Here is an 18,476-nt window from a genome sequence, read left to right on the forward strand (position 1 = left end):
CGCCGTTCAGGCGTACGTGAGGGCGAGGGCCGAGCATGGGAAGTGGTCAGCAGCCCTCCGGCCGCACTTTTATGGCCAACTGGTGTCCCAGTGCTTCACCCTGCGAAATTTCTGCCTCAGCAAAGCAACTGCGCTCCGGTCGACAAACCGCTTCGCGTATCTGACAATTCAACCTGATTTGCAACGATTCTCGCCACGCACTCCAACTCAATTGCTATGAAAACGGCTCGTCACGAACTCGTCATTTTGGGCGGTGGCCCAGCCGGATATGTCGCCGCGATTCGCGCAGCACAGCTTGGCATCGACGTTGCCTGCATCGACGACAACCCTCGCTTTGGCGGGACGTGCGTTCGCGTCGGCTGCATTCCCAGCAAAGCCTTGTTGGAATCCAGCCACCTGTACGAAGAAGCCCAGCATAAATTTGCCGATCACGGGCTGAATGTCAGCAACGTCGAAGTCGATCTCGACGTGATGATGAAACGCAAAGAGAAAATCGTCGAATCGCTGACCGGCGGAATCGACATGCTGTTCGATCGCCGAGGTGTGACCGCCTATCACGGACGCGGCCGCCTTCGCGATGTGGACAGCATCGAAATCACCGCCAGCGAAGGTGCGGCCGACGATCAGCCGACCTTGGTCACCGCCGACCAGATCATGCTGTGCCCGGGCAGTGTTCCCGCACAACTGCCATTCGTCGAAGAAGACGGCGATCGAATCGGAAACAGCACCACCGCGTTGTCCTTCCCCGAAGTGCCCGAAGTCTTGGTCGTCATCGGCGGCGGATACATCGGATTGGAACTTGGTAGCGTCTGGAATCGGCTCGGCAGCAAAGTCATCGTCCTGGAAGCCTTCGATCGCATCATGCCGGGGCTCGATAAAGAGATGGCCACGTTGGCTCATCGCAGCTTTAAAAAGCAAGGCATGGACATTCGAACTGGAACGTTCGTGGCATCCGCCAAAGTGGATCCGAAGCCAGGTGACAAGAAGCCATGCGTGATTGAAATCAAAGACGGCGAAACGATTCGATGCGACCGCGTGCTACTGGCCACCGGTCGTGCTCCCGCGACAAAAAGCATGGGACTCGAAGAAGCCGGCGTGAAGCTCGACGAACGAGGCTTCATTCAGGTCAATCACCAATTCGAAACATCGGTGACGGGAATCTACGCAATCGGTGATTGCATCGGTGGTGCCATGTTGGCTCACAAAGCCATGGAAGAAGGCATCGTCTGTGTCGAGCAAATGGCCGGCATCGCTTCGGAAATGAATTACGAAGTGATTCCCGCGATCGTCTTCACCCATCCGGAAATCGCGATGGTTGGCAAGACGGAAGAAGAACTCAAAGAAGCCGGCATCGAATACAACAAGGGCGTGTGTCCTCTGGGTGCCAACGGCCGAGCCCGCACGTTGGGCGACATCGATGGCCGGGTCAAAATTCTTGCCGACGCCGCAACCGATCGAGTGCTCGGCGTCCACATCATCGGCCCGCGTGCCGGCGACATGATCGCGGAAGCCGCCGCGGCAATGGAATTCGGTGCCAGCAGCGAAGACATCGCCCGCACCTGCCACGCTCACCCGACCCTGTCCGAAGCGGTGCACGAAGCCGCTCTGGCCATCGACGACCGAGCGATCCACACGGCGTGAGCGGTCCCATCCAAACCGGTTGGCTGAGGCGGTTGTACGCCCGCGTTGTGTTCTTACCAACGTTGTGGTGGAACATGTTGCTGGGACGCGTTCTCAAAGTCCGCAATTGGTTTGACTGGATCGATCCACTGGTCATTGTCGGCGCTCGCCCGTTCGCTCGAGATGTTCCGCAAATGGCGGAACTCAATGTCGGCGGCGTCGTCAATACTTGCGAAGAATACGTCGGCCCGGTCGATGAGTATTCCAAGCACGACATCGAGCAACTGCATCTGCCGATCACCGACTTCACGCACCCCAGTCTGCAAGACGTGATCACGGGAGTCGCCTTCATTCAACGAAACGTCGAATCCGGCAAAGCGGTCTACATTCACTGCAAAGCCGGCCGGGCTCGCAGTGCCACCATCGCGATTTGCTGGTTGATCGCTCACAAAGAAATGACGCCCGAACAAGCTCAAGCTTGGTTGCTGGAAAAACGTCCGCATATCAACCCACGCCTGACGCATCGTCCCGTCGTTCAACAATTTGTTCGCGAATTTCAATCGTCGGTTGGATGATTACTGGACGAACTTGCAAGTTCGTCTGCTTTAGCGTCCCTCATCGGACTTGGATGCCTTCCATCGCGAAAGTCCTTCGATGGCGAATGCATTAGACTGAGGGTCCCACTGGTTCACCCCAATCCAAGGAGCCCTCACATGTCAATTCTTAGCATTTGGAAGTCACGCTTGATCATTGCGGCGATCACCGCGACCACAGCCCTTCCCGCGACGCGTTGCCTCGCGGAAGACGGCATCGACACTCGGTCCAAGTTGACCGTGAATGCAACTGCCGACACAAAAGTCGCACCCGACAGCGTGACGTTGCGTTTCGCAATCGAATCTCGTGAGGAAGAGGTCACCGACGCCGCACGGAAGACATCCGAGCAAGTCACTCGCGTGGTCCAGTTTTTGAAGGACCGGGGGATTGAAGCAAGAGACATCCGAACGGAATCGATTGTGCTTTCGCCCATCTACCCGAGTGGTCAAAAGGGGCAATACGCGAAGCAAGGGTATTCAAACCAGGCATCGCAAGGATTCGGCGACCTCTTCAGCGATGAGCCACAGATACAGGCAACTCAGACCGAAGCTCCGCAACCGACCGTTCGCGATCAACTACAGCAGAACCAACCCATCGGATATTCGGCCAGTCGTCAACTAACAATCATGGTCCGAGACATCAAACAATTTGAAGCGATCTACACAGGAATCCTGGAACGCGGAGTGAACTCCATCGCTGGGATTCAGTGGATGAACTCGGATCAAATCCAACATCGCCGCGCGGCTCGAATGAAAGCAGTCGCCGCCGCCTACGAAAAAGCCAGTGACATGGCCGGGGCTCTCGATGCGAAGGTCAAACGCGTGCTGAGCGTCCAGGAATCGCATCGCGGTTCAGATCCTTTCGGCAACAGCATGCAATTGTTTGGAAGCGAGTCAGAGGGCGGCTCGATCGAAGCCGGAATGATGACAATCTCAGCCTCCGTGCAGGTCGTCTTTGAACTCAGCGACACCGAGTTTGATAACTAACTCGACCCCACTTTTGGCTCTGCGAATCGGCGTGCAAATACGAGGAACACTAATCGCCTCTAATTGCACGCTAATCACAAAACCGCCGCCGACCGATCTGATCAGTGTGCAATTAGCGTTCTCAATGAATTGCCGGCATATCCATAACCGGCGTTTTGATTTCATGTGCAATGACAAGCTGGAAGATTGTCCCACTTCTCATGCTCACCTACTTCTCAGTTGGCAGCCTTCTTAGATGGCAGAGCCACTTGGGTTGGGCTTTGCAGGTATCCGATTAAATCAACCACTTGCTGCTCCGTCATCGGTTGCAGCAATCCGCTCGGCATCGGCGATTGCTCGGTGACCGACTCCAGTTCGATGTCGTCATTTGCGAGCGTCCATGTTTGGTCCGCGGCGACGATCGTGGTCGTTTGACGTGTTCGCTGGGTTACCAAACCAACCAGCAATCGGCCATCGACGGTGACAATTTTGGTCGCCCGATAGTCCGCACCCACCACCGAGTCGGGGTCGATGATGTTGTGCAACAGATAACCAAGGTCGCTCCGCTGAGCCCCGGTCAAATCCGGTCCGACCTTGCCTCCGGTTCCGAACAACTGGTGACAATTCGCACACGCGGACTGAAACAAGCCTCGTCCGGCCGAAACATCTGCTTTGGCCAATTGATCACGCGTCAAGGTTTGCGACCAATGCTCGATCTCACGTTTGCGATCGTCCGGCGTGTCCCGGATTCGCCCCCAAACGTTTTCGATACGCTCGGTCAAACGTTCGTCCTCCAGCGACAAGATCGTTCGAACGTGCGACGCGGTCAGCACATCTTTGGGTTGTTTCTTTTGCTCAATCGATGTTAGCAAAACATCCGCGAATACCGCTCGCGAACACAACAGGCCCACAACGCCCGATCGCCGTGGCGCACGAAAGCGATTCAGGTTGTCGAGCAACAAGCTCCCCACTTCAGGCAACTCGATTGTCGACAATGCCGGAGCCAACTTCGCATTGACGCGTGGGTCCTTGATCAAAGGCATTGCCAACCGAACGATGATTGAATCGGGAACGGCATCGTCAGCCCCTCGCGTTTCAATCAACCCGCGGACGGCGGCCAAACGCTCCAAGACATCTGCGTCCCCGTCGCCAGCGACCGCCGCCATCTCACCGACACTCTGGCCTTCGCCGAACAACGTGTTCAACTTACGAAGCGTCTCCGCGTGCTTGGTTTGTAGATCTTCGTGAGCCGACAAAACGGTTTGGAAATCAGCCCAATCCTCCGGTCTCTCGGCCTTTCGGACTCCCACGATTCCGGCAGACACGCCTTCCAAGAACGCGTCCGCGCACGCCACGTTGGCATTGCCGTCCAAGTCGCTATCCCCGCGTAGGCGTCGTGTCACCGATGTCACCAAACGCGCAAACTCCTTCGGGTGTTGATCGACTCGTTCGGCCAGTGCTCGTGAGATCAGTCGTGTGGTCGTTGGAATCTGGCACTGTTCGCCGCCAAAGAGCAACTCATCGGGGTGCTCGTCCGCGCACGCCATCAACCCGTACCAAATCATCAATCCCTGGTTGTGGTCATCAGCGTCCTCGATGCCAGAACGCAACTCTGTCAAGAAATCCGCCAATTCACCACGCAAACCCAACGGCAATCGCTGCAGAATCGACGCTAGCGTCAATCGCACCGAAGCAACATCGGCCTCCGCATGCGTCAGGAAATCGCTCGAATAAGCACGGTACTCGTCGTACACCTTCTCCTTGGCAGCCACACTCGCCGAAGTCGGCCCAAACACATCGTCGATCGGCCAATGTTGCGTCATCAATCGAAAGCACCACGAACGAACGTGCGGCGACGGATCGGCGACACCTTCGAGCAAAACCTTGCGAGACAAACCGCCGGAAACGTTCAGCGTCCATAGCATCCGCAATCGTTGCTGCGGATTGGTTCCCTCGACATCTTTGAACCGCTTCAACAACGCCGCGTTCAGTTCGCTGGCGTCGGCACCTCCGGCGACGGCTTCCGCGATTTGCAATCGAGACTGATGCGAAAACCAACGATCGCCCGCCAATTGAAACGCGACCGTTTGCTCGACATTGATTCCGGGTTGATTTAACTTTGCCAAACGTTCGGCAGCGTTGTCTGGCGTACCGGCTTCGTAGCGAATCTGAAAAATACGACCGCTGGACCGGTGGACTCCCGAGTGCTCATGGCATTCGCCCAAATCCGCCCAATCCAATACGACCACGTTGCCATCGGGACCGGCTGACATTTCCATCCCGCGGAACCACACGTCGCCGCTGAGGAAAAAATCTTTCTCGTGCTTCCCGACATAGCCCGTTCCGTGAGGCTCCAACCGTTCGCGGTTGGCTCGGCGGCCGTGAAAGTTCAACGTGTACAGATCGTCTTGGCATTCGGTCGGCCAAGTCGACTCTTGGTAGATCATCATGCCGACGTGAGCGTGTCCGCCGCCGTAATCGTTCGCTGCTCCATCACGTGAGTCTTGCCATTTGCCCGACGTATCAAAGTGGTAATGATCGGCGTGCTGATCAATCAACTCGTAAGCATTCGGATTCGGGTCCAAGGTGAACGGCCGGTGCAAGTGAGCACCGTGGATGCCGTGCCACAAGTGACCATTGACCGTGTTGATAAAGAACAACTCGCCGTTGCGATCAAAGTCATGTCCCCACGGGTTGGTCGTTCCATGACACAGCACTTCGACGTGATGCGTGTCCACGTTGTATCGCCAAATGCCCCCTTCGATTGCGGTGCGTTCGTCCTCGGGTGTTCCGGGCAAACCAATCACTCCAGGACACGAACCACCGCAACGTCCGTACAACCAACCGTCGGGTCCAAATCGCAATCCGTTGGCTAAGTTGTGATAGTTTTGCTTGGCAATCGTGAACCCGTCCAAGATGACTTGTGGAGGACCATCGGGGACCGCGTCCCCATCAGCGTCGGGCACAAACAACAATTGCGGCGGACACATCAACCACACACCGCCTCGACCAACTTCGACACTGGTCAGGTGCTGCACGGAGTCCAAGAACACGGCCCGCGACTCAGAGACTCCATCCAGATTCTCGTCCTTGAACACCAGCACTCGATCGCGTTGGTCGTCTCGCCATGAAACGCCCCGCTGGCCATACGTGTAGTTCTCCGCGACCCAAAGTTGCCCCCTCCGGTCCCAGGCCAAATCGATCGGGTTCTGCACCTCAGGCTCACTGGCAAAAACCGTGGCGGTGAACCCTTCAGGCATCTCGAGCGAATCGGCCGCTTCCTGCGGAGACAACAGCGGGGGTCCGGCGAGCTTGCCGTCGGCGTTTAATTCTGCGAGAGGTTCTGTGTTGATTGGCGTGGGAAAATCATCTGCCGCCGCTGGCGAACCCAGCACAACGATCGCGAGCAGACAGCTCATCCAGGTCCGCTCACGCGTTTGGCGGGATTTCGGCGTTTGCTGGGCTTCGTCGTGCTGTGTCCCCACCCGTGCAATTTTGGCGTGATCAACGTAGAACATGGATGTCATTTTCGTTTCGAACAAGAAAGATTGATATGCGGCGAATCGGCAATTTTTCCGATCCCAAACTGGCGGACCAATTCAACGACTACCTGCAGACCCTGAAGATCCCTGCAAAAGTCGACCACGACGAAAACTCCCATGATATCTGGATTCGCGACGAGAAAGATGTCGCGACGGCTCGAGAAGCCATGGATGAGTTCAAACAATCGCCCAATGCGGCCAAGTTTGACGTCTCCGCCGAAGCCGCTCGCCTGCGAAAGGAAGAGGAGGCGGAAAAGAAACGCAAGCTAGCCCTGCAGAACAAGGCTCAGAAGAAGCTGCGAGGATCATCCGGCGCCTTCGGTGGCCGAACCGCGAGAACCGGCAATATCCCGGTCGTGATCGGCATGATCATCATTTGCGGGATCGCCAGCGTTTCAACGGACTTCAATCCACAGCTGAACCTGCCGGTGCTTCTCGAACAAATCAATTCGCCCCCAGAGGTCCGGGGTGAACAACTCACCGCCCGAGAAAAGCTGGTCGTGGCATTGAACTTTGCGAGCCCGATCGACTACGCCACGACCGGTGACGCCTGGGTCTCAATCAAAAAAGGAGAGATTTGGCGGTTGGTCACACCGGCCTTCTTGCATGGTTCGACGATGCACTTGGTGTTCAACATGATGGCGTTGTTCACGCTCGGCAGCGTCGTTGAGCGGTTGCATGGATCATGGTTCCTTGCATCGCTGCTGCTAGTTTCGCACATCATCGGAATGATCGTCCAAGTCGTCTTGCCTGACTGGCTCGAAAGCCCCATGGCGGTGGGTGCATCCGGAGCGGTGTTTGGCGTTTTTGGCTTCATTTGGATCCGCCCGCGTTTTCAAGCTTCGTATCCAGTCGGCATCCCACCATTCAACGTCTATTTGATGCTCGGTTTCATGTTCGCCTGCATGACGCCACTGATCCAAGGAATCGCAAACGGTGCTCACGTCGGTGGCCTCGTTACAGGAATGGCCATTGCGGCCCTAGCACCCAAAAGCATCTGAACATCGGTCGAGGTCAAACTCGACCTAAATACGGGTTAAGCTTGGGACCATGCGTCCAACACATGTTTGTTCCCTGGCTGACTCAAGGTGACCAGTTTGCTTTTGGTTTCAAAGAAGCTCGTTCTTAATCACGCCACCAAACCAGCCAAACTGTTTGGCGTGTTCGCACTCGCGTTGATGCTGGTCCGCCCAGTCATCGGTGAAGACTCCCCCAACGTGCTTCTGATCGTCGCCGATGATTTGAATTGTGCCATCGGACCCTACGGCGATCCCAACGCGATCACGCCCAACCTGAATGCCCTCGCTGAACGCGGATTGGTGTTCGACCGAGCCTACTGCCAACAAGCGGTCTGCAATCCCTCGCGGTCCTCATTCTTGACCGGACTGCGTCCAAACACAGTGGGTGTCGACGATCTCCGCAAAGGTTTTCGCGAGACCGCTCCGAACGGCGCGTCGCTGGTCACGTTGCCCCAGCACTTCAAAAACCATGGCTACTACTGCCAAGACATTGGCAAAATCTTTCACAACATGGGCGACACGCAAGACCGGCAGTCTTGGTCCATGGATGAAGTCCTGCATGCAGGAACGCACGCTGCCGACACAGTGCATTCCAACACTCCCGTTGCCCTCCGTGCTCGCAAGGTAAAGAAGGCGCCCTCGACCGAGTCGCTCGACGTTCCCGACACCGCCTACCGCGATGGTCAAATCGCTCGTATGGCCGCTTCCGTCATCCGAGACTATCCCGACAACGCAGCCCCATTCTTTCTAGGAGTCGGCTTCTGGCGTCCCCATTTGCCATTCGTTGCACCAAAGAAATACTGGGACCTCTACGATCCCGAAGAAATCTCAGCACCGGCGTTGGAAACGATCCCAGCCGATGTCCCCGAAATTGCAATGCACATTTCGCGAGAGCTACACAGTTACGATGGAATTCCCAAAGAAGCCGAATTGTCGCCGGAATTGAAACGGCATCTTCGCCACGGCTACTACGCCTCGATTAGCTTTCTCGACGCTCAAGTCGGACTGATCTTGGAAGCTTTGGAAACAAGCGGCCATCAAGACGACACGATCGTCGCATTTGTTTCGGACCACGGATTCCACATCGGCGAGAAAACGTTGTGGGGCAAAACCAGCAACTTCGAACTCGACGCGCGAGTCCCACTCATCATCGCCGATCCACGCACCGAGCGAACGCAGCCAAATACCGATTGCTTGACCGAATTGGTCGATCTCTACCCCACACTCACGGCCCTCGCCCGCATCGCAAACGACCTGCCCGAAAATCTTGAGGGAAACGACCTCTCGTCGCTGCTGGCAAACCCCGTTCAAACGCTCAAGACCGCCGCGTTCACCCAGCACCAACATCCTTTCTACGCACCTCGCGAAAAGTGGGTCGCTTGGGGCTACTCCGTCCGAACCGCCAACTGGCGATACACCCAGTGGAGATCCATCCAAGACGACCAACTCATCGCCGAAGAACTCTACGATCACCGTTCCGAATCAAACGAAAGCCAAAACGTAGCCGCCCGGCTCCCAGACATTGTCCAGCAACACTCGCAAAGGCTGGTCAAACACTTCAACCTTTCGGAAAACAATTCTTCCTCGGACACCGATTTCTAAACCGATTGTCCATCACCCAAAAGAAGAGAGTCGGTTATAGACGCTCGGCATATCAGCCGCACGGCACTTGGACGGTTCCCAGGAATATCGATGGCAACGCGAACATCGCCAATCAGGTCGTCGCAATCAATCACCGAGACTCACCTGGATCGCTGCCCCCCTGAAGGACCGCAGCTTTTCTCACTGCGATTCTAAGAATCCAGAGTTGCGGGAATACGCTTTCCTTTGACACCAGCATCGCCAAGGATCAATGCAACGATTGCCATCATGCCGAAGGGGACCCCGAGAACGACGAGCGGCGACAGCAACGGAATGGAGCACAGAATGGCGGCGAAATAGGACAACGCTCTTTTCCGCCCCGCGAACATGCAGCGTGCACCGAACCACTGAATCAGATGCACCACGATCGCCAAAACGTAAGCGAGATACCCATTCAATCTCACGGGATGAGAATGAAGGAAACCGGCCGTTGGCGTGCCGGCCAGACTGATGAAAAGAGCAACCGTCGACAAGATCAAGAGCGGCACCGCAAAGCTACGCTCACGCTCAAACATGCTCTGCTCTGGATCGCTTTCAACGACCTCCGTCTGCTCAGGCGGGCTTTGATACGGATTCAAAACGTTGTCACTTGCTGCGCATTCAATCGCTTTCATCCGTTGGTTCGTCACGCTCGGTGACACTCTACTATTCATCGCCAGTGTTCTTCCCGGCTTCGGACTCGGCGGTATTCAGATTCGCAATCAAATCCTTGAATGCTTTTTGAGCGGCGTCGATCAATCGTCCCATCTCGAGCTGAGCTGCTTTCATTCGCTTGAGACGTTCCAGGTTCTTCACGTCCTGGCCTGACCGGATGCCTTGCAACAATCCGGCGACCGATGACTGCCAACGACTCGCGATCACATTGAACTCGTTTCTCAGTTGATTCACCTGATCCAACGCTTTGTTTGTCCGCCCGTGCTGGTCGTCCTTTTCCGCTTCCGCGAGTTGACATGCAAACAAATGAAACCCTTTCAACCCGCCGACAACATGTCCGTTGGGCAGACCGCGGATTTCACCGCCAGGAAGAGATTGCGTCCGCCTCACAGTTGCAAGAACCAGAGCGAACTGTCCGCGTCTCTCATAGTCGAGACTCATCTCAGCTCCCGAATTCGCGTTCAACAAGTCAATCCAAGTTCGACACAAGCAGCGTACCGTTTTGGCTCAAATAACCGCGTGAAGAGTATCGCGATCGTCGATGCCAACGGTTCTGAAAAATCAAGATGTCTTCCGTCCCTAGACTTCCGTCCCTAGAGCTGTTGAACGGATAGAGCGGAAGCCTTTGCCAACAGTCGTCGAACTTGCCATCGAAAGGTCAGCCACGAGACCGGCAATCCCGCGAAAAATCCTGCGAACGCACTGGCGACTTGAATCGTTTGCATCGATTGCCCAGCGCCGCCAAGAACGGTTCCGATGACCATACCTCCGATTGCACCAGCAACTGCCCCGCCAATGGTTGCCACAACGACAAACAGAAACCACGCCAGTGCGATTTGCCCTTCGCCAATTGCGTCCGCGCCCCCGGTCGGCCCGAGATGGCTTGGAGGCGTCACTTCAGACGACTGATACGGACTTGGATCGTTCATGAGCGTTACCTGCAATTGAATGTTGGGAGCAACAGATAATACCAGTTTCCTCAGCAGTTCGCATTGCAATCCAAAGGCAGCGATTGCCACGGAATAGCAACCTCAACGCTGGAGACACTGACGCAACCTACAGATCGCGTTCACTCATCCAGCTCCCAAACCCGGACATAGTCGACTTGCATGTTGGTTGGAAACTCGTTCGCGGGGTGTGACTCGTTGGCACGCAGTCGATTGTTCCCAAACACGGCGTATGGCTCCCGCAAACCTAAAGAGAGTGCGACGTTCATTTCCCGACGCCAATACTTATTCTTTTGTCGCCCAACCTCGATTCCATCGACGTACCAAATTATTTGGTCTCGTCCCACGTTGCACCCATACGTGTGGAAGCCGTCACCGGGATCGAACGGAGCGTGGTACTCGATCGCTTGGGTTGCTTTGAAACGCAAGTCGTTGGGGCGTTGCCAACTTCTGCCCGGAAGACCGGCGGTTCCATTGGACAAAATCGCGTGGAGATTGTGATCCGTGATCCGTTCGTTCCCCTCGATTCGGTCTCCCCGCTGAGACATCTCCACAATATCAATCTCGCTGTAGCGAACCGCATCCTTCTCGACGATGGTGTCATCGATTTTGCTGTACAACCAAAACGAAGGACACACGCCGGGAAACACCGGCGAGCCTTTGATTCTCGCCTCGTAGTACCCATACCTTCCCACCGCATACGACTTCAGCATCCCAGAAGTAAACGGTGTCGGGTTCCCGCTTTGATCCCGCCGAGTTGCCTTAGCTTCGTCCTGAGTCAATCGTCGAACCGTTAGGGTGAGAACTCCGTTTGCGGCATTTGCAGTGTTCTCGTTATCCCAGGTCCAGGCACCAAAGTTCTCGGGATTCTTGTTCCACTTCTTCCAATCAACTGAGTCACCGTTGAAATCGTCCGACCGATTCCATTTGATCGTCCACTTCTCTCCCGGCTTCGCTGTCAGTGGCTTGGCATTGCTACCAGACTGAGACCATGCCAGGGAGGGCGTGCCGAGCAAGGCAAATAGCAGAGTGAGAACACGAAACATTTCAGACCGAAAATTGCATCATGAGAGATCAAAACAAAAGCAAGCCGGAAGGCTTGAATAATCCAAATCATACCAAGGATCGTCCTGAATTGGTCAGTCGTTTGTCATTCGGAAACTCCGCAGTCGCGTGACATAAACTCGCCGTAGAGCAAGTGTCCCAATGAAATCTGTAGATGCAGGCGACGCCAATCGGCCGGGCAATGCTCTATTGTCGATCGAGCGCAATGGATGACACGAGAGGATATGATGTTCCGCTCACCCCAATGACTCACCCACACTGTTTGAATGTCGCTTTGCTAATGATGATTGACTTGATTTCCCGGAAAGCCTTGTCTGTGGTCTTGTTGGGGTGCGTCTGTTTCGTGGGCATCACATCGCCCAGTATGACCACTGCCGCGAAACCCAACGTGGTGATGATCCTGACCGACGACCAAGCACCTTGGGCGTTTGCGGAAGCGGTTCGTTCGGGGCAGTTCGACGACGTGCCAATTCCCTCGACTCCGAACATGGATCGTTTGGCAGCCGAAGGTGCCGTCTTTCGCAACTTCTTCTGCACCACGCCGGTGTGCAGCCCCGCTCGCGCAACATTGATGACGGGTCGCTACGCCAGCGAACTGGGCATCAAGGATTTTATCTCCCAACCCGGACACAAACTCTACGATCCCGATTCACCGGTTTACTTGGATCCTGACAACACCGTGACTTTCGCAGAAGTGTTGCAGCAACAGGGATACAAAACCGGTTTGGTCGGAAAATGGCACCTCGGTGATTGGACCGCCAGCGGCGATTCGGAAAAGCATCCGACGCAGCACGGATTTGATTCGTTCATGGGCCTGACGGGAGGCGGAACGACGCCGGACAATCCGGAACTGGAACTCAACGGCAAGGTTCAACAGTTCGAAGGATTGACCACGGACATCTTGACCGATCATGCGATCGATTTCGTGGAACAAAACGCCAACCAGCCATTCTTTTTATGCCTGTCCACTCGAGCACCTCACGGCCGTTGGCTACCGGTCGCACCAGAAGACTGGCAGCCATACGAAGAAATGGATCCAACGATCCCCCAATACCCGAACTTGGACAACAACTGGGTTCGCAAGAAGATGAAGGAGTACTTGGCGAGCACGTCCGGGGTTGATCGCAATCTGGGCCGGTTGCTGCAAACGCTCGATGACCAAAATCTGACGTCCAACACCGTTGTGATCTTCACATCGGATCACGGTTTCAACATGGGCCATCACGGGATCTGGCACAAAGGCAACGGCATCTGGGCAACCAAGCAAAAGCCACCGGGCGAATTTCACCAAGGCACTCGTGTCATTTCGAACAAGTACCGACCGAACCTCTATGACCATTCACTGAGAGTCCCCGCAATCGTTCGATGGCCAGGCGTGGTCCAACCTTCCGCTGTGATCGAAGCCACCGCATCGCATTTGGATTGGTTTCCAACGCTGTGTGCGATCGCAGGAGAAGGCCCATCGGCAAAAGACTTGCTCGGCCGGGATCTATCGCCACTGCTAAGGGGCAAAACTCGTGAGGACTGGGACCAAACCCAGTACTTCGAATACGACATGATTAACTACGCCGTGGCGTCGCTCCGAAGCTTTCGAACACCGCAATACAAACTGATACGCGATCGACACAATGAAGGCTGCGACGAGTTCTATGACCTAACGTCCGATCCAGATGAAACGGTGAATCTGATCCGGGATCCGAGCGTGCAAGCCGTGATCCAAAAACTGGACGCAAAGCTGCGGACGATGGAAGAGAAACTAGCAGTGCCTCGATGAGGCATCATCTAGGAACGGGGTGATTGCAAAGTGCAATTTTTCAATCGCAAATCGCAAAACAACGTAGGCCAGGTCTCACCTGGCGATCTCAAATAGCCGAAAAGGGAACGACTCGCCAAAACAGCCACCTACCCAATCAATCTGGCTCACTTCGTCACGCGAGAATGCCATCGATCACTTGGGCTGGTTTGACGCCGGTTAGCTTTTGATCCAGACCTTGGAACGGATAAACAAGGCTCTGATGGTCAAACCCGAGCAAGTGCAACAGCGTCGCGTGGAAGTCACGCAGGTGGACTGGATTGACCGCCGCGGTGTAACCCACTTCGTCTGATTCACCGTACGTCATTCCCTTTTTGACACCGCCACCAGCCATCCACAATGTGAACGCGGACGGGCTGTGGTCTCGCCCCACAAAGGTCATTTCAGTGCCGCCGCGATTCTCTCGCATCGGTGTGCGGCCAAACTCGCCGCTCCAAATCACGAGCGTGTCCTCCAGCATCCCGTTGGCTTTCAAATCGGCAAGCAACGCGGCGGTGGGCTGGTCGACTTGTTTGCACTTGTCTTTGAAGCCCTCGTTCAATGCTTCGTTTTTGCCGGCTCCGTGGGAGTCCCAGCCCCAATCGTAGAGCTGAATGAATCGCACACCTTGCTGAGCCAAACGTCGGGCGAGCAAACAATTGTTGGCAAACGATTCCTTACCAGGCTCGGCACCATAGCTGTCCAGGACGTGTTGCGGCTCCTTCGAAATATCCATCGCGTCGGGCACAGCCGACTGCATCCGAAACGCCATCTCATATTGGGCGATCCGAGTGATGGTTTCGGGATCGCCGAACATCTCATGAGAAGTTTGATTGAGCCGATTAAGCGAATCCAACATCGCTCGCCGAGCTTCCCGAGTCGTGCCCTGCGGGTCGGAAATGTTCAACACCGGATCGCCTTTGGATCGACACTGGACACCTTGGTAAACCGAAGGCAGAAAACCAGAACTCCACAAAGCCTTGCCCACACGGGGCAATCGGCCGCCCGACAACAAAACCATGTAGCCGGGAAGATCTTCGTTCTCGCTGCCCAGTCCCCAAGTGACCCAAGATCCGATGGATGGGTTGCCCATCCGAGTTTGGCCGGTGTGGACCATCAGTTGAGCGGGTCCATGGTTGAACTGATCCGTCTGCATCGATTTGATGAAACAGATTTCATCGACCTGTTTCGCCAAGTGTGGCATCCGATCGGATACCCACGCCCCCGAGTCACCGTGTTGCTCAAACGGGTACTGCGGCCCCAGCATTTTGGGCGTGCCTTGGATGAAAGCGAAACGCTTGCCTTCCAAGAATGATTGCGGGCAATCTTTGCCATCCAACCGTTTCAATTCCGGCTTGTAATCGAACAACTCCAGTTGGCTGGGAGCCCCGATCATGTGCAAGAAGATGACCCGTTTGACTTTCGCAGGCAGCGGCGGATCGATCGGGCTGAGCGGGTTCGTTGGCGAATGCTGAGGCACCACCACGTTCCGCGCCGACGCCTGGTTCTGCTGCATCGCCATCCAAATCGCACCAAGCCCCAACGTGGAGTCACGCAGAAAGTGTCGGCGCGTGGAATGTTGCAACGAGTTGGCGTACAGCTCGGACGCAAGTGAATTTCGCGAAGCGTTTTTCATTGAATGCATGGTTTGAAAGTCAATCATTTCATCAAGACCTCATCGAGGTTCAAAAGCACATTGGCAACCATCGACAAGGGATCACCGGTCTCCAGTTCGCCGAGTTGTTGATGCAATCCCACCAATTCATCCAGCTCGTCGGTGGAAGGTTCTCGGCAGGTTGCACGCACAAAGCCCAACCGGATCTGTTCCGACGGCTCGTCGGCCAACGTTCTCATGTGAGCAGCGAAAGCACTGGCGCACTCCGCGAATGTTTGGTCGTTGAGCGTCATCAGGGCTTGGACCGGAGTGTTTGACCGCAACCTACGAGGCGTGCAGAATTCTCGCGAAGGAGCATCAAAGGCCGCGAACATGGGGAATGGGATACTGCGTTTGGTGTAGGTGTAAAGCGAACGCCGATAACGTTCACCATCATCGACTTTCGCGGTATTCCATTTGTCCCAGGCCGCGAACGGAGTCCAAACGCCATCGGGAATCGGTGGGTGAACCGGCGGCCCGTGCATCTCGTCACTCAGCAATCCAGAAATCGCGAGAGCTTGATCGCGAACGGTCTCGGCATCCAAACGGTGTCGAGGACCACGTGCAAACAAACGATTGGCCGGATCGACATCTTTCAGGTCATCTCGAACAACGCTGGATTGTCGATATGTCCGCGAGAGCACCAATTCGCGAATCAGAGGTTTAAACTTCCATTGGTGAGTGTCTTTGAAACGCAAAGCCAAATCATCGAGCAACTCCGGATGCGATGGTGCTTCGCCGGAAGAACCAAAGTCTTCTTCCGTTGCGACCAAACCAATTCCAAAGAGCTGAGCCCAAACCCGGTTCACGGCAACTCGGGCGGTCAGCGGGTTTTCATCGCTGACCAACCAACGTGCGAGAGCCAAACGTGGAGGTTGATCGCCGGCTGACAAAGGCGGAAACGATTGAGGCGTGTCCGGTTGAACCTGCTTGTCCTTCGTCAAAAACAAACCGCGAATGAAAACGTGGCTGGGGCGAGCCAAATGCGACTCCCGTTCGGCCAAAATCGGCACCGTTGTGCTTTCGATTTTGTTGCGTCGAGACTTCAGTTCGGCCAGTTCTTTTCGTTGAGCCTGCAACGACTCATCGTTCAACAAACCCTGGAACTCCAGATCGCTCGACACCGCCAAATGCCCTCGACGAGTGACCAAGGAGAACGCGGACAACATGTAGACGCGGTGTTTGATAGTGAATTCGATCTGCGATCCCTCGCTGACGTCCAAAGGCTCTTTAAGCAAGAACGCTGCGGAGCGTGGATAGTGAATGCGAGTGTACGCGGCGAATCCATGGTTCGATTTCCCGTTGAGACTGCCGTTGGGATCATAAAACGGATCAGGCTCGTCGGAAATCACGTCGGCAAATTCGATCGGTGTCGGTTCACCGCCATCGGCAGGAATCAGCTTGGCGTCCACATGCGAAAGCACGAAGCCCCATTCCGAATCGGAGATGGCCTTTTCGGGGTCCAAAGGCATACCGGTGAAGCGAATCGCGGTTAGCGAGTCGACCGAATCTGGCAGCGGCGACCGAAGCGTGATGTCAGTGTTTCGAGCAACCGTTCCGACGGTGTGAAATTCATCGTGATCACCGACCGTTTCAACATCGACCTTGGTCGCCTTATTGGTCGAGGCCTCCAAATCGGTCAACGGCTTCCAACGAGTCTCATCGGAGAGCAGTTCGTATTCCTGAGACCAAATGTTCCGTTGCAACGGACGAATCTGCGAATCAAGCTTGGCGGCTTGGTCGTAGTGAGCCGAATCAACCGGTACCTTCAGCACCGGCCAATCTTCATCCAGATCCGAGTCAGCGGTGTTGTTGAAGAACGCCGCGAATTTGTAGTACTCGTCGTGCTCGAACGGATCGTACGGATGGCTGTGACACTGCACGCATCCAAACGTGACTCCCTGCCAAACCTGCCAGGTCGTGTTGACGCGATCGAGAATCGCTTCAATTCGGAACTCTTCGTCATCGGTCCCGCCTTCTTCGTTGGATTGCGTGAGTCGTTGAGCGGCGGTCGCGATGTAGTCTTCGATAGTGGGATTTGGCAGCAAGTCGCCCGCGATTTGACGAACCGTGAATTCGTCGTATGGCATGTCTCGATTGAACGCATCGATTACCCAGTCGCGAAATTTCCAGGCCTTTCGAGGAGCATCGAGTCCGAGACCTTTTGAATCGGCGTAGCGGATTTGGTCCAACCAAACGCTGGCCCAACGCTCGCCAAACTCGGGACGATTCAACAACCGGTCGACGGCCTCTTCGTAGGCATGCTCTTGCTGCGTTTCGATTGCCGATTCAAACGCTGCCACTTCGGCTGGCGTGGGTGGCAAACCGATCAAGTCCAATGACACTCGACGCAACCAACGCGTCGGGACCTCATCCTCGGCGGGTGCGATGCCCTCTTCTTCCAACTTTGCCAAGATAAAACGGTCTGTCGCTTGGAGACACCAATCCACGTTGGCGACGTCAGGAACTGACGGCCGTTGAGGTTTCTCGTACGCCCAGTGCTCACCCCATTTCGCACCCTGTTCGATCCAACGCCGGATCAGTTGCACCTCGTGTTCGGGAAGCGGCGGACCGTGTTCGGCGGGAGGCATCACCACCGATTCGTCATCAGTCGTGATTCGTTCCATCACGATCGAATCATCAGGCTCTCCTGGTTCAACCACCCAACCATCGGGAGGCAGAACCTTGTCACGATAGACGAACGAAAGATCACCGGCCTGCTTCACTCCGCCGTGGCACGCCACGCAGTGCGAGTTGAAGATCGGACGAATGTGTTCGTTGAAATCGATCGTCTCCGGCAGCGTTTCAGCACTGCCGTGAGCTTCGCCCTGACCTGAACGTTCGCCCTCCTCACCTTGAGCGACCGCGCCGAAACCACTCAGCACGCAGAGCAAGCCAATTGTTTTGATCCAAGGAATCATGAAAGCATCGAAGGAACGGTAAGAAGGAAAAACAGTCAAACGAAAATCATCCATGTGAAGCT

Annotated in this window: 13 protein-coding genes; 6 read left to right on the forward strand and 7 right to left on the reverse strand. The window is 55.4% G+C overall.

Going from position 1 to position 18,476, the window contains the following annotated elements; translation table 11 throughout:
* Positions 1-216: 216 nt before the first annotated feature.
* The 3 genes from lpdA (at position 217) to B2R17_RS22020 (ending at position 3,200) form a co-directional block, all read left to right on the forward strand.
* Complete coding sequence (gene lpdA, locus B2R17_RS22010; protein ID WP_286765685.1) at positions 217-1,641, forward strand: dihydrolipoyl dehydrogenase; 1,425 nt, start codon at positions 217-219, stop codon at positions 1,639-1,641.
* The gene (locus B2R17_RS22015; protein ID WP_008655800.1) at positions 1,638-2,195 is read left to right on the forward strand and encodes a phosphatidylglycerophosphatase and protein-tyrosine phosphatase 1 family protein; all 558 of its coding nucleotides are present in this window, start codon (positions 1,638-1,640) and stop codon (positions 2,193-2,195) included. Before lpdA ends, B2R17_RS22015 begins: the two co-directional genes overlap by 4 nt.
* A 138-nt stretch (positions 2,196-2,333) precedes the next feature.
* On the forward strand, positions 2,334-3,200 hold the full coding sequence (locus B2R17_RS22020) for an SIMPL domain-containing protein (RefSeq protein ID WP_286765686.1): 867 nt from the start codon (positions 2,334-2,336) through the stop codon (positions 3,198-3,200).
* Positions 3,201-3,415: 215 nt separating this feature from the next.
* Here B2R17_RS22020 and B2R17_RS22025 read toward each other — a convergent pair whose 3' ends face one another.
* Entirely contained in the window at positions 3,416-6,706 is a 3,291-nt protein-coding gene (locus B2R17_RS22025; protein WP_286765687.1) for a PVC-type heme-binding CxxCH protein, read from the reverse strand.
* Between B2R17_RS22025 and B2R17_RS22030 the strand changes: the two genes are divergently transcribed.
* The gene (locus B2R17_RS22030; RefSeq protein WP_286765688.1) at positions 6,700-7,722 is read left to right on the forward strand and encodes a rhomboid family intramembrane serine protease; all 1,023 of its coding nucleotides are present in this window, start codon (positions 6,700-6,702) and stop codon (positions 7,720-7,722) included. The genes B2R17_RS22025 and B2R17_RS22030 overlap by 7 nt on opposite strands.
* Before the next feature lie 87 nt (positions 7,723-7,809).
* Positions 7,810-9,342, forward strand: a complete 1,533-nt coding sequence (locus tag B2R17_RS22035) for a sulfatase (protein WP_286765689.1) — start codon at positions 7,810-7,812, stop codon at positions 9,340-9,342.
* A gap of 191 nt (positions 9,343-9,533) precedes the next feature.
* Here B2R17_RS22035 and B2R17_RS22040 read toward each other — a convergent pair whose 3' ends face one another.
* The 4 genes from B2R17_RS22040 to B2R17_RS22055 form a co-directional block, all read right to left on the reverse strand.
* The gene (locus B2R17_RS22040; protein WP_286765690.1) at positions 9,534-9,995 is read right to left on the reverse strand and encodes a hypothetical protein; all 462 of its coding nucleotides are present in this window, start codon (positions 9,993-9,995) and stop codon (positions 9,534-9,536) included.
* Positions 9,996-10,026: 31 nt separating this feature from the next.
* Positions 10,027-10,425 (reverse strand): hypothetical protein, encoded by a 399-nt coding sequence (locus B2R17_RS22045; RefSeq protein ID WP_339886728.1) that lies wholly within the window; start codon positions 10,423-10,425, stop codon positions 10,027-10,029.
* Between the two features lie 203 nt (positions 10,426-10,628).
* Entirely contained in the window at positions 10,629-10,964 is a 336-nt protein-coding gene (locus B2R17_RS22050; protein WP_286765692.1) for a hypothetical protein, read from the reverse strand.
* 140 nt (positions 10,965-11,104) lie between these two features.
* Positions 11,105-12,028 (reverse strand): family 16 glycosylhydrolase, encoded by a 924-nt coding sequence (locus B2R17_RS22055; protein WP_286765693.1) that lies wholly within the window; start codon positions 12,026-12,028, stop codon positions 11,105-11,107.
* A 383-nt stretch (positions 12,029-12,411) separates the two neighbouring features.
* Here B2R17_RS22055 and B2R17_RS22060 point away from each other — a divergent pair, with 383 nt between their 5' ends.
* On the forward strand, positions 12,412-13,821 hold the full coding sequence (locus B2R17_RS22060) for a sulfatase-like hydrolase/transferase (protein ID WP_286765694.1): 1,410 nt from the start codon (positions 12,412-12,414) through the stop codon (positions 13,819-13,821).
* A gap of 154 nt (positions 13,822-13,975) precedes the next feature.
* On the opposite strand, the gene B2R17_RS22065 is transcribed toward B2R17_RS22060, so the two are convergent.
* Together B2R17_RS22065 and B2R17_RS22070 are read right to left on the reverse strand one after the other, a co-directional pair.
* Positions 13,976-15,502, reverse strand: a complete 1,527-nt coding sequence (locus B2R17_RS22065; protein WP_286765695.1) for a DUF1501 domain-containing protein — start codon at positions 15,500-15,502, stop codon at positions 13,976-13,978.
* Positions 15,499-18,468 (reverse strand): PSD1 and planctomycete cytochrome C domain-containing protein, encoded by a 2,970-nt coding sequence (locus B2R17_RS22070; protein ID WP_286765696.1) that lies wholly within the window; start codon positions 18,466-18,468, stop codon positions 15,499-15,501. The genes B2R17_RS22065 and B2R17_RS22070 overlap by 4 nt, the downstream gene beginning before the upstream one ends.
* Between the last annotated feature and the right edge of the window lie 8 nt (positions 18,469-18,476).

The sequence above is a fragment of the Rhodopirellula sp. UBA1907 genome (assembly GCF_002337565.1).
GTDB lineage: Bacteria > Planctomycetota > Planctomycetia > Pirellulales > Pirellulaceae > Rhodopirellula > Rhodopirellula europaea.

Excerpts from the sequence above, each read along its gene's own strand:
- lpdA (WP_286765685.1), top strand. The coding sequence starts at position 217 with ATGAAAACGGCTCGTCACGAACTCGTCATTTTGGGCGGTGGCCCAGCC.
- B2R17_RS22055 (WP_286765693.1), bottom strand. The coding sequence starts at position 12,028 with ATGTTTCGTGTTCTCACTCTGCTATTTGCCTTGCTCGGCACGCCCTCC.
- B2R17_RS22020 (WP_286765686.1), top strand. The coding sequence starts at position 2,334 with ATGTCAATTCTTAGCATTTGGAAGTCACGCTTGATCATTGCGGCGATC.
- B2R17_RS22070 (WP_286765696.1), bottom strand. The coding sequence starts at position 18,468 with ATGGATGATTTTCGTTTGACTGTTTTTCCTTCTTACCGTTCCTTCGAT.
- B2R17_RS22065 (WP_286765695.1), bottom strand. The coding sequence starts at position 15,502 with ATGATTGACTTTCAAACCATGCATTCAATGAAAAACGCTTCGCGAAAT.
- B2R17_RS22030 (WP_286765688.1), top strand. The coding sequence starts at position 6,700 with ATGTCATTTTCGTTTCGAACAAGAAAGATTGATATGCGGCGAATCGGC.
- B2R17_RS22040 (WP_286765690.1), bottom strand. The coding sequence starts at position 9,995 with ATGAAAGCGATTGAATGCGCAGCAAGTGACAACGTTTTGAATCCGTAT.
- B2R17_RS22025 (WP_286765687.1), bottom strand. The coding sequence starts at position 6,706 with ATGACATCCATGTTCTACGTTGATCACGCCAAAATTGCACGGGTGGGG.
- B2R17_RS22050 (WP_286765692.1), bottom strand. The coding sequence starts at position 10,964 with ATGAACGATCCAAGTCCGTATCAGTCGTCTGAAGTGACGCCTCCAAGC.
- B2R17_RS22060 (WP_286765694.1), top strand. The coding sequence starts at position 12,412 with ATGACCACTGCCGCGAAACCCAACGTGGTGATGATCCTGACCGACGAC.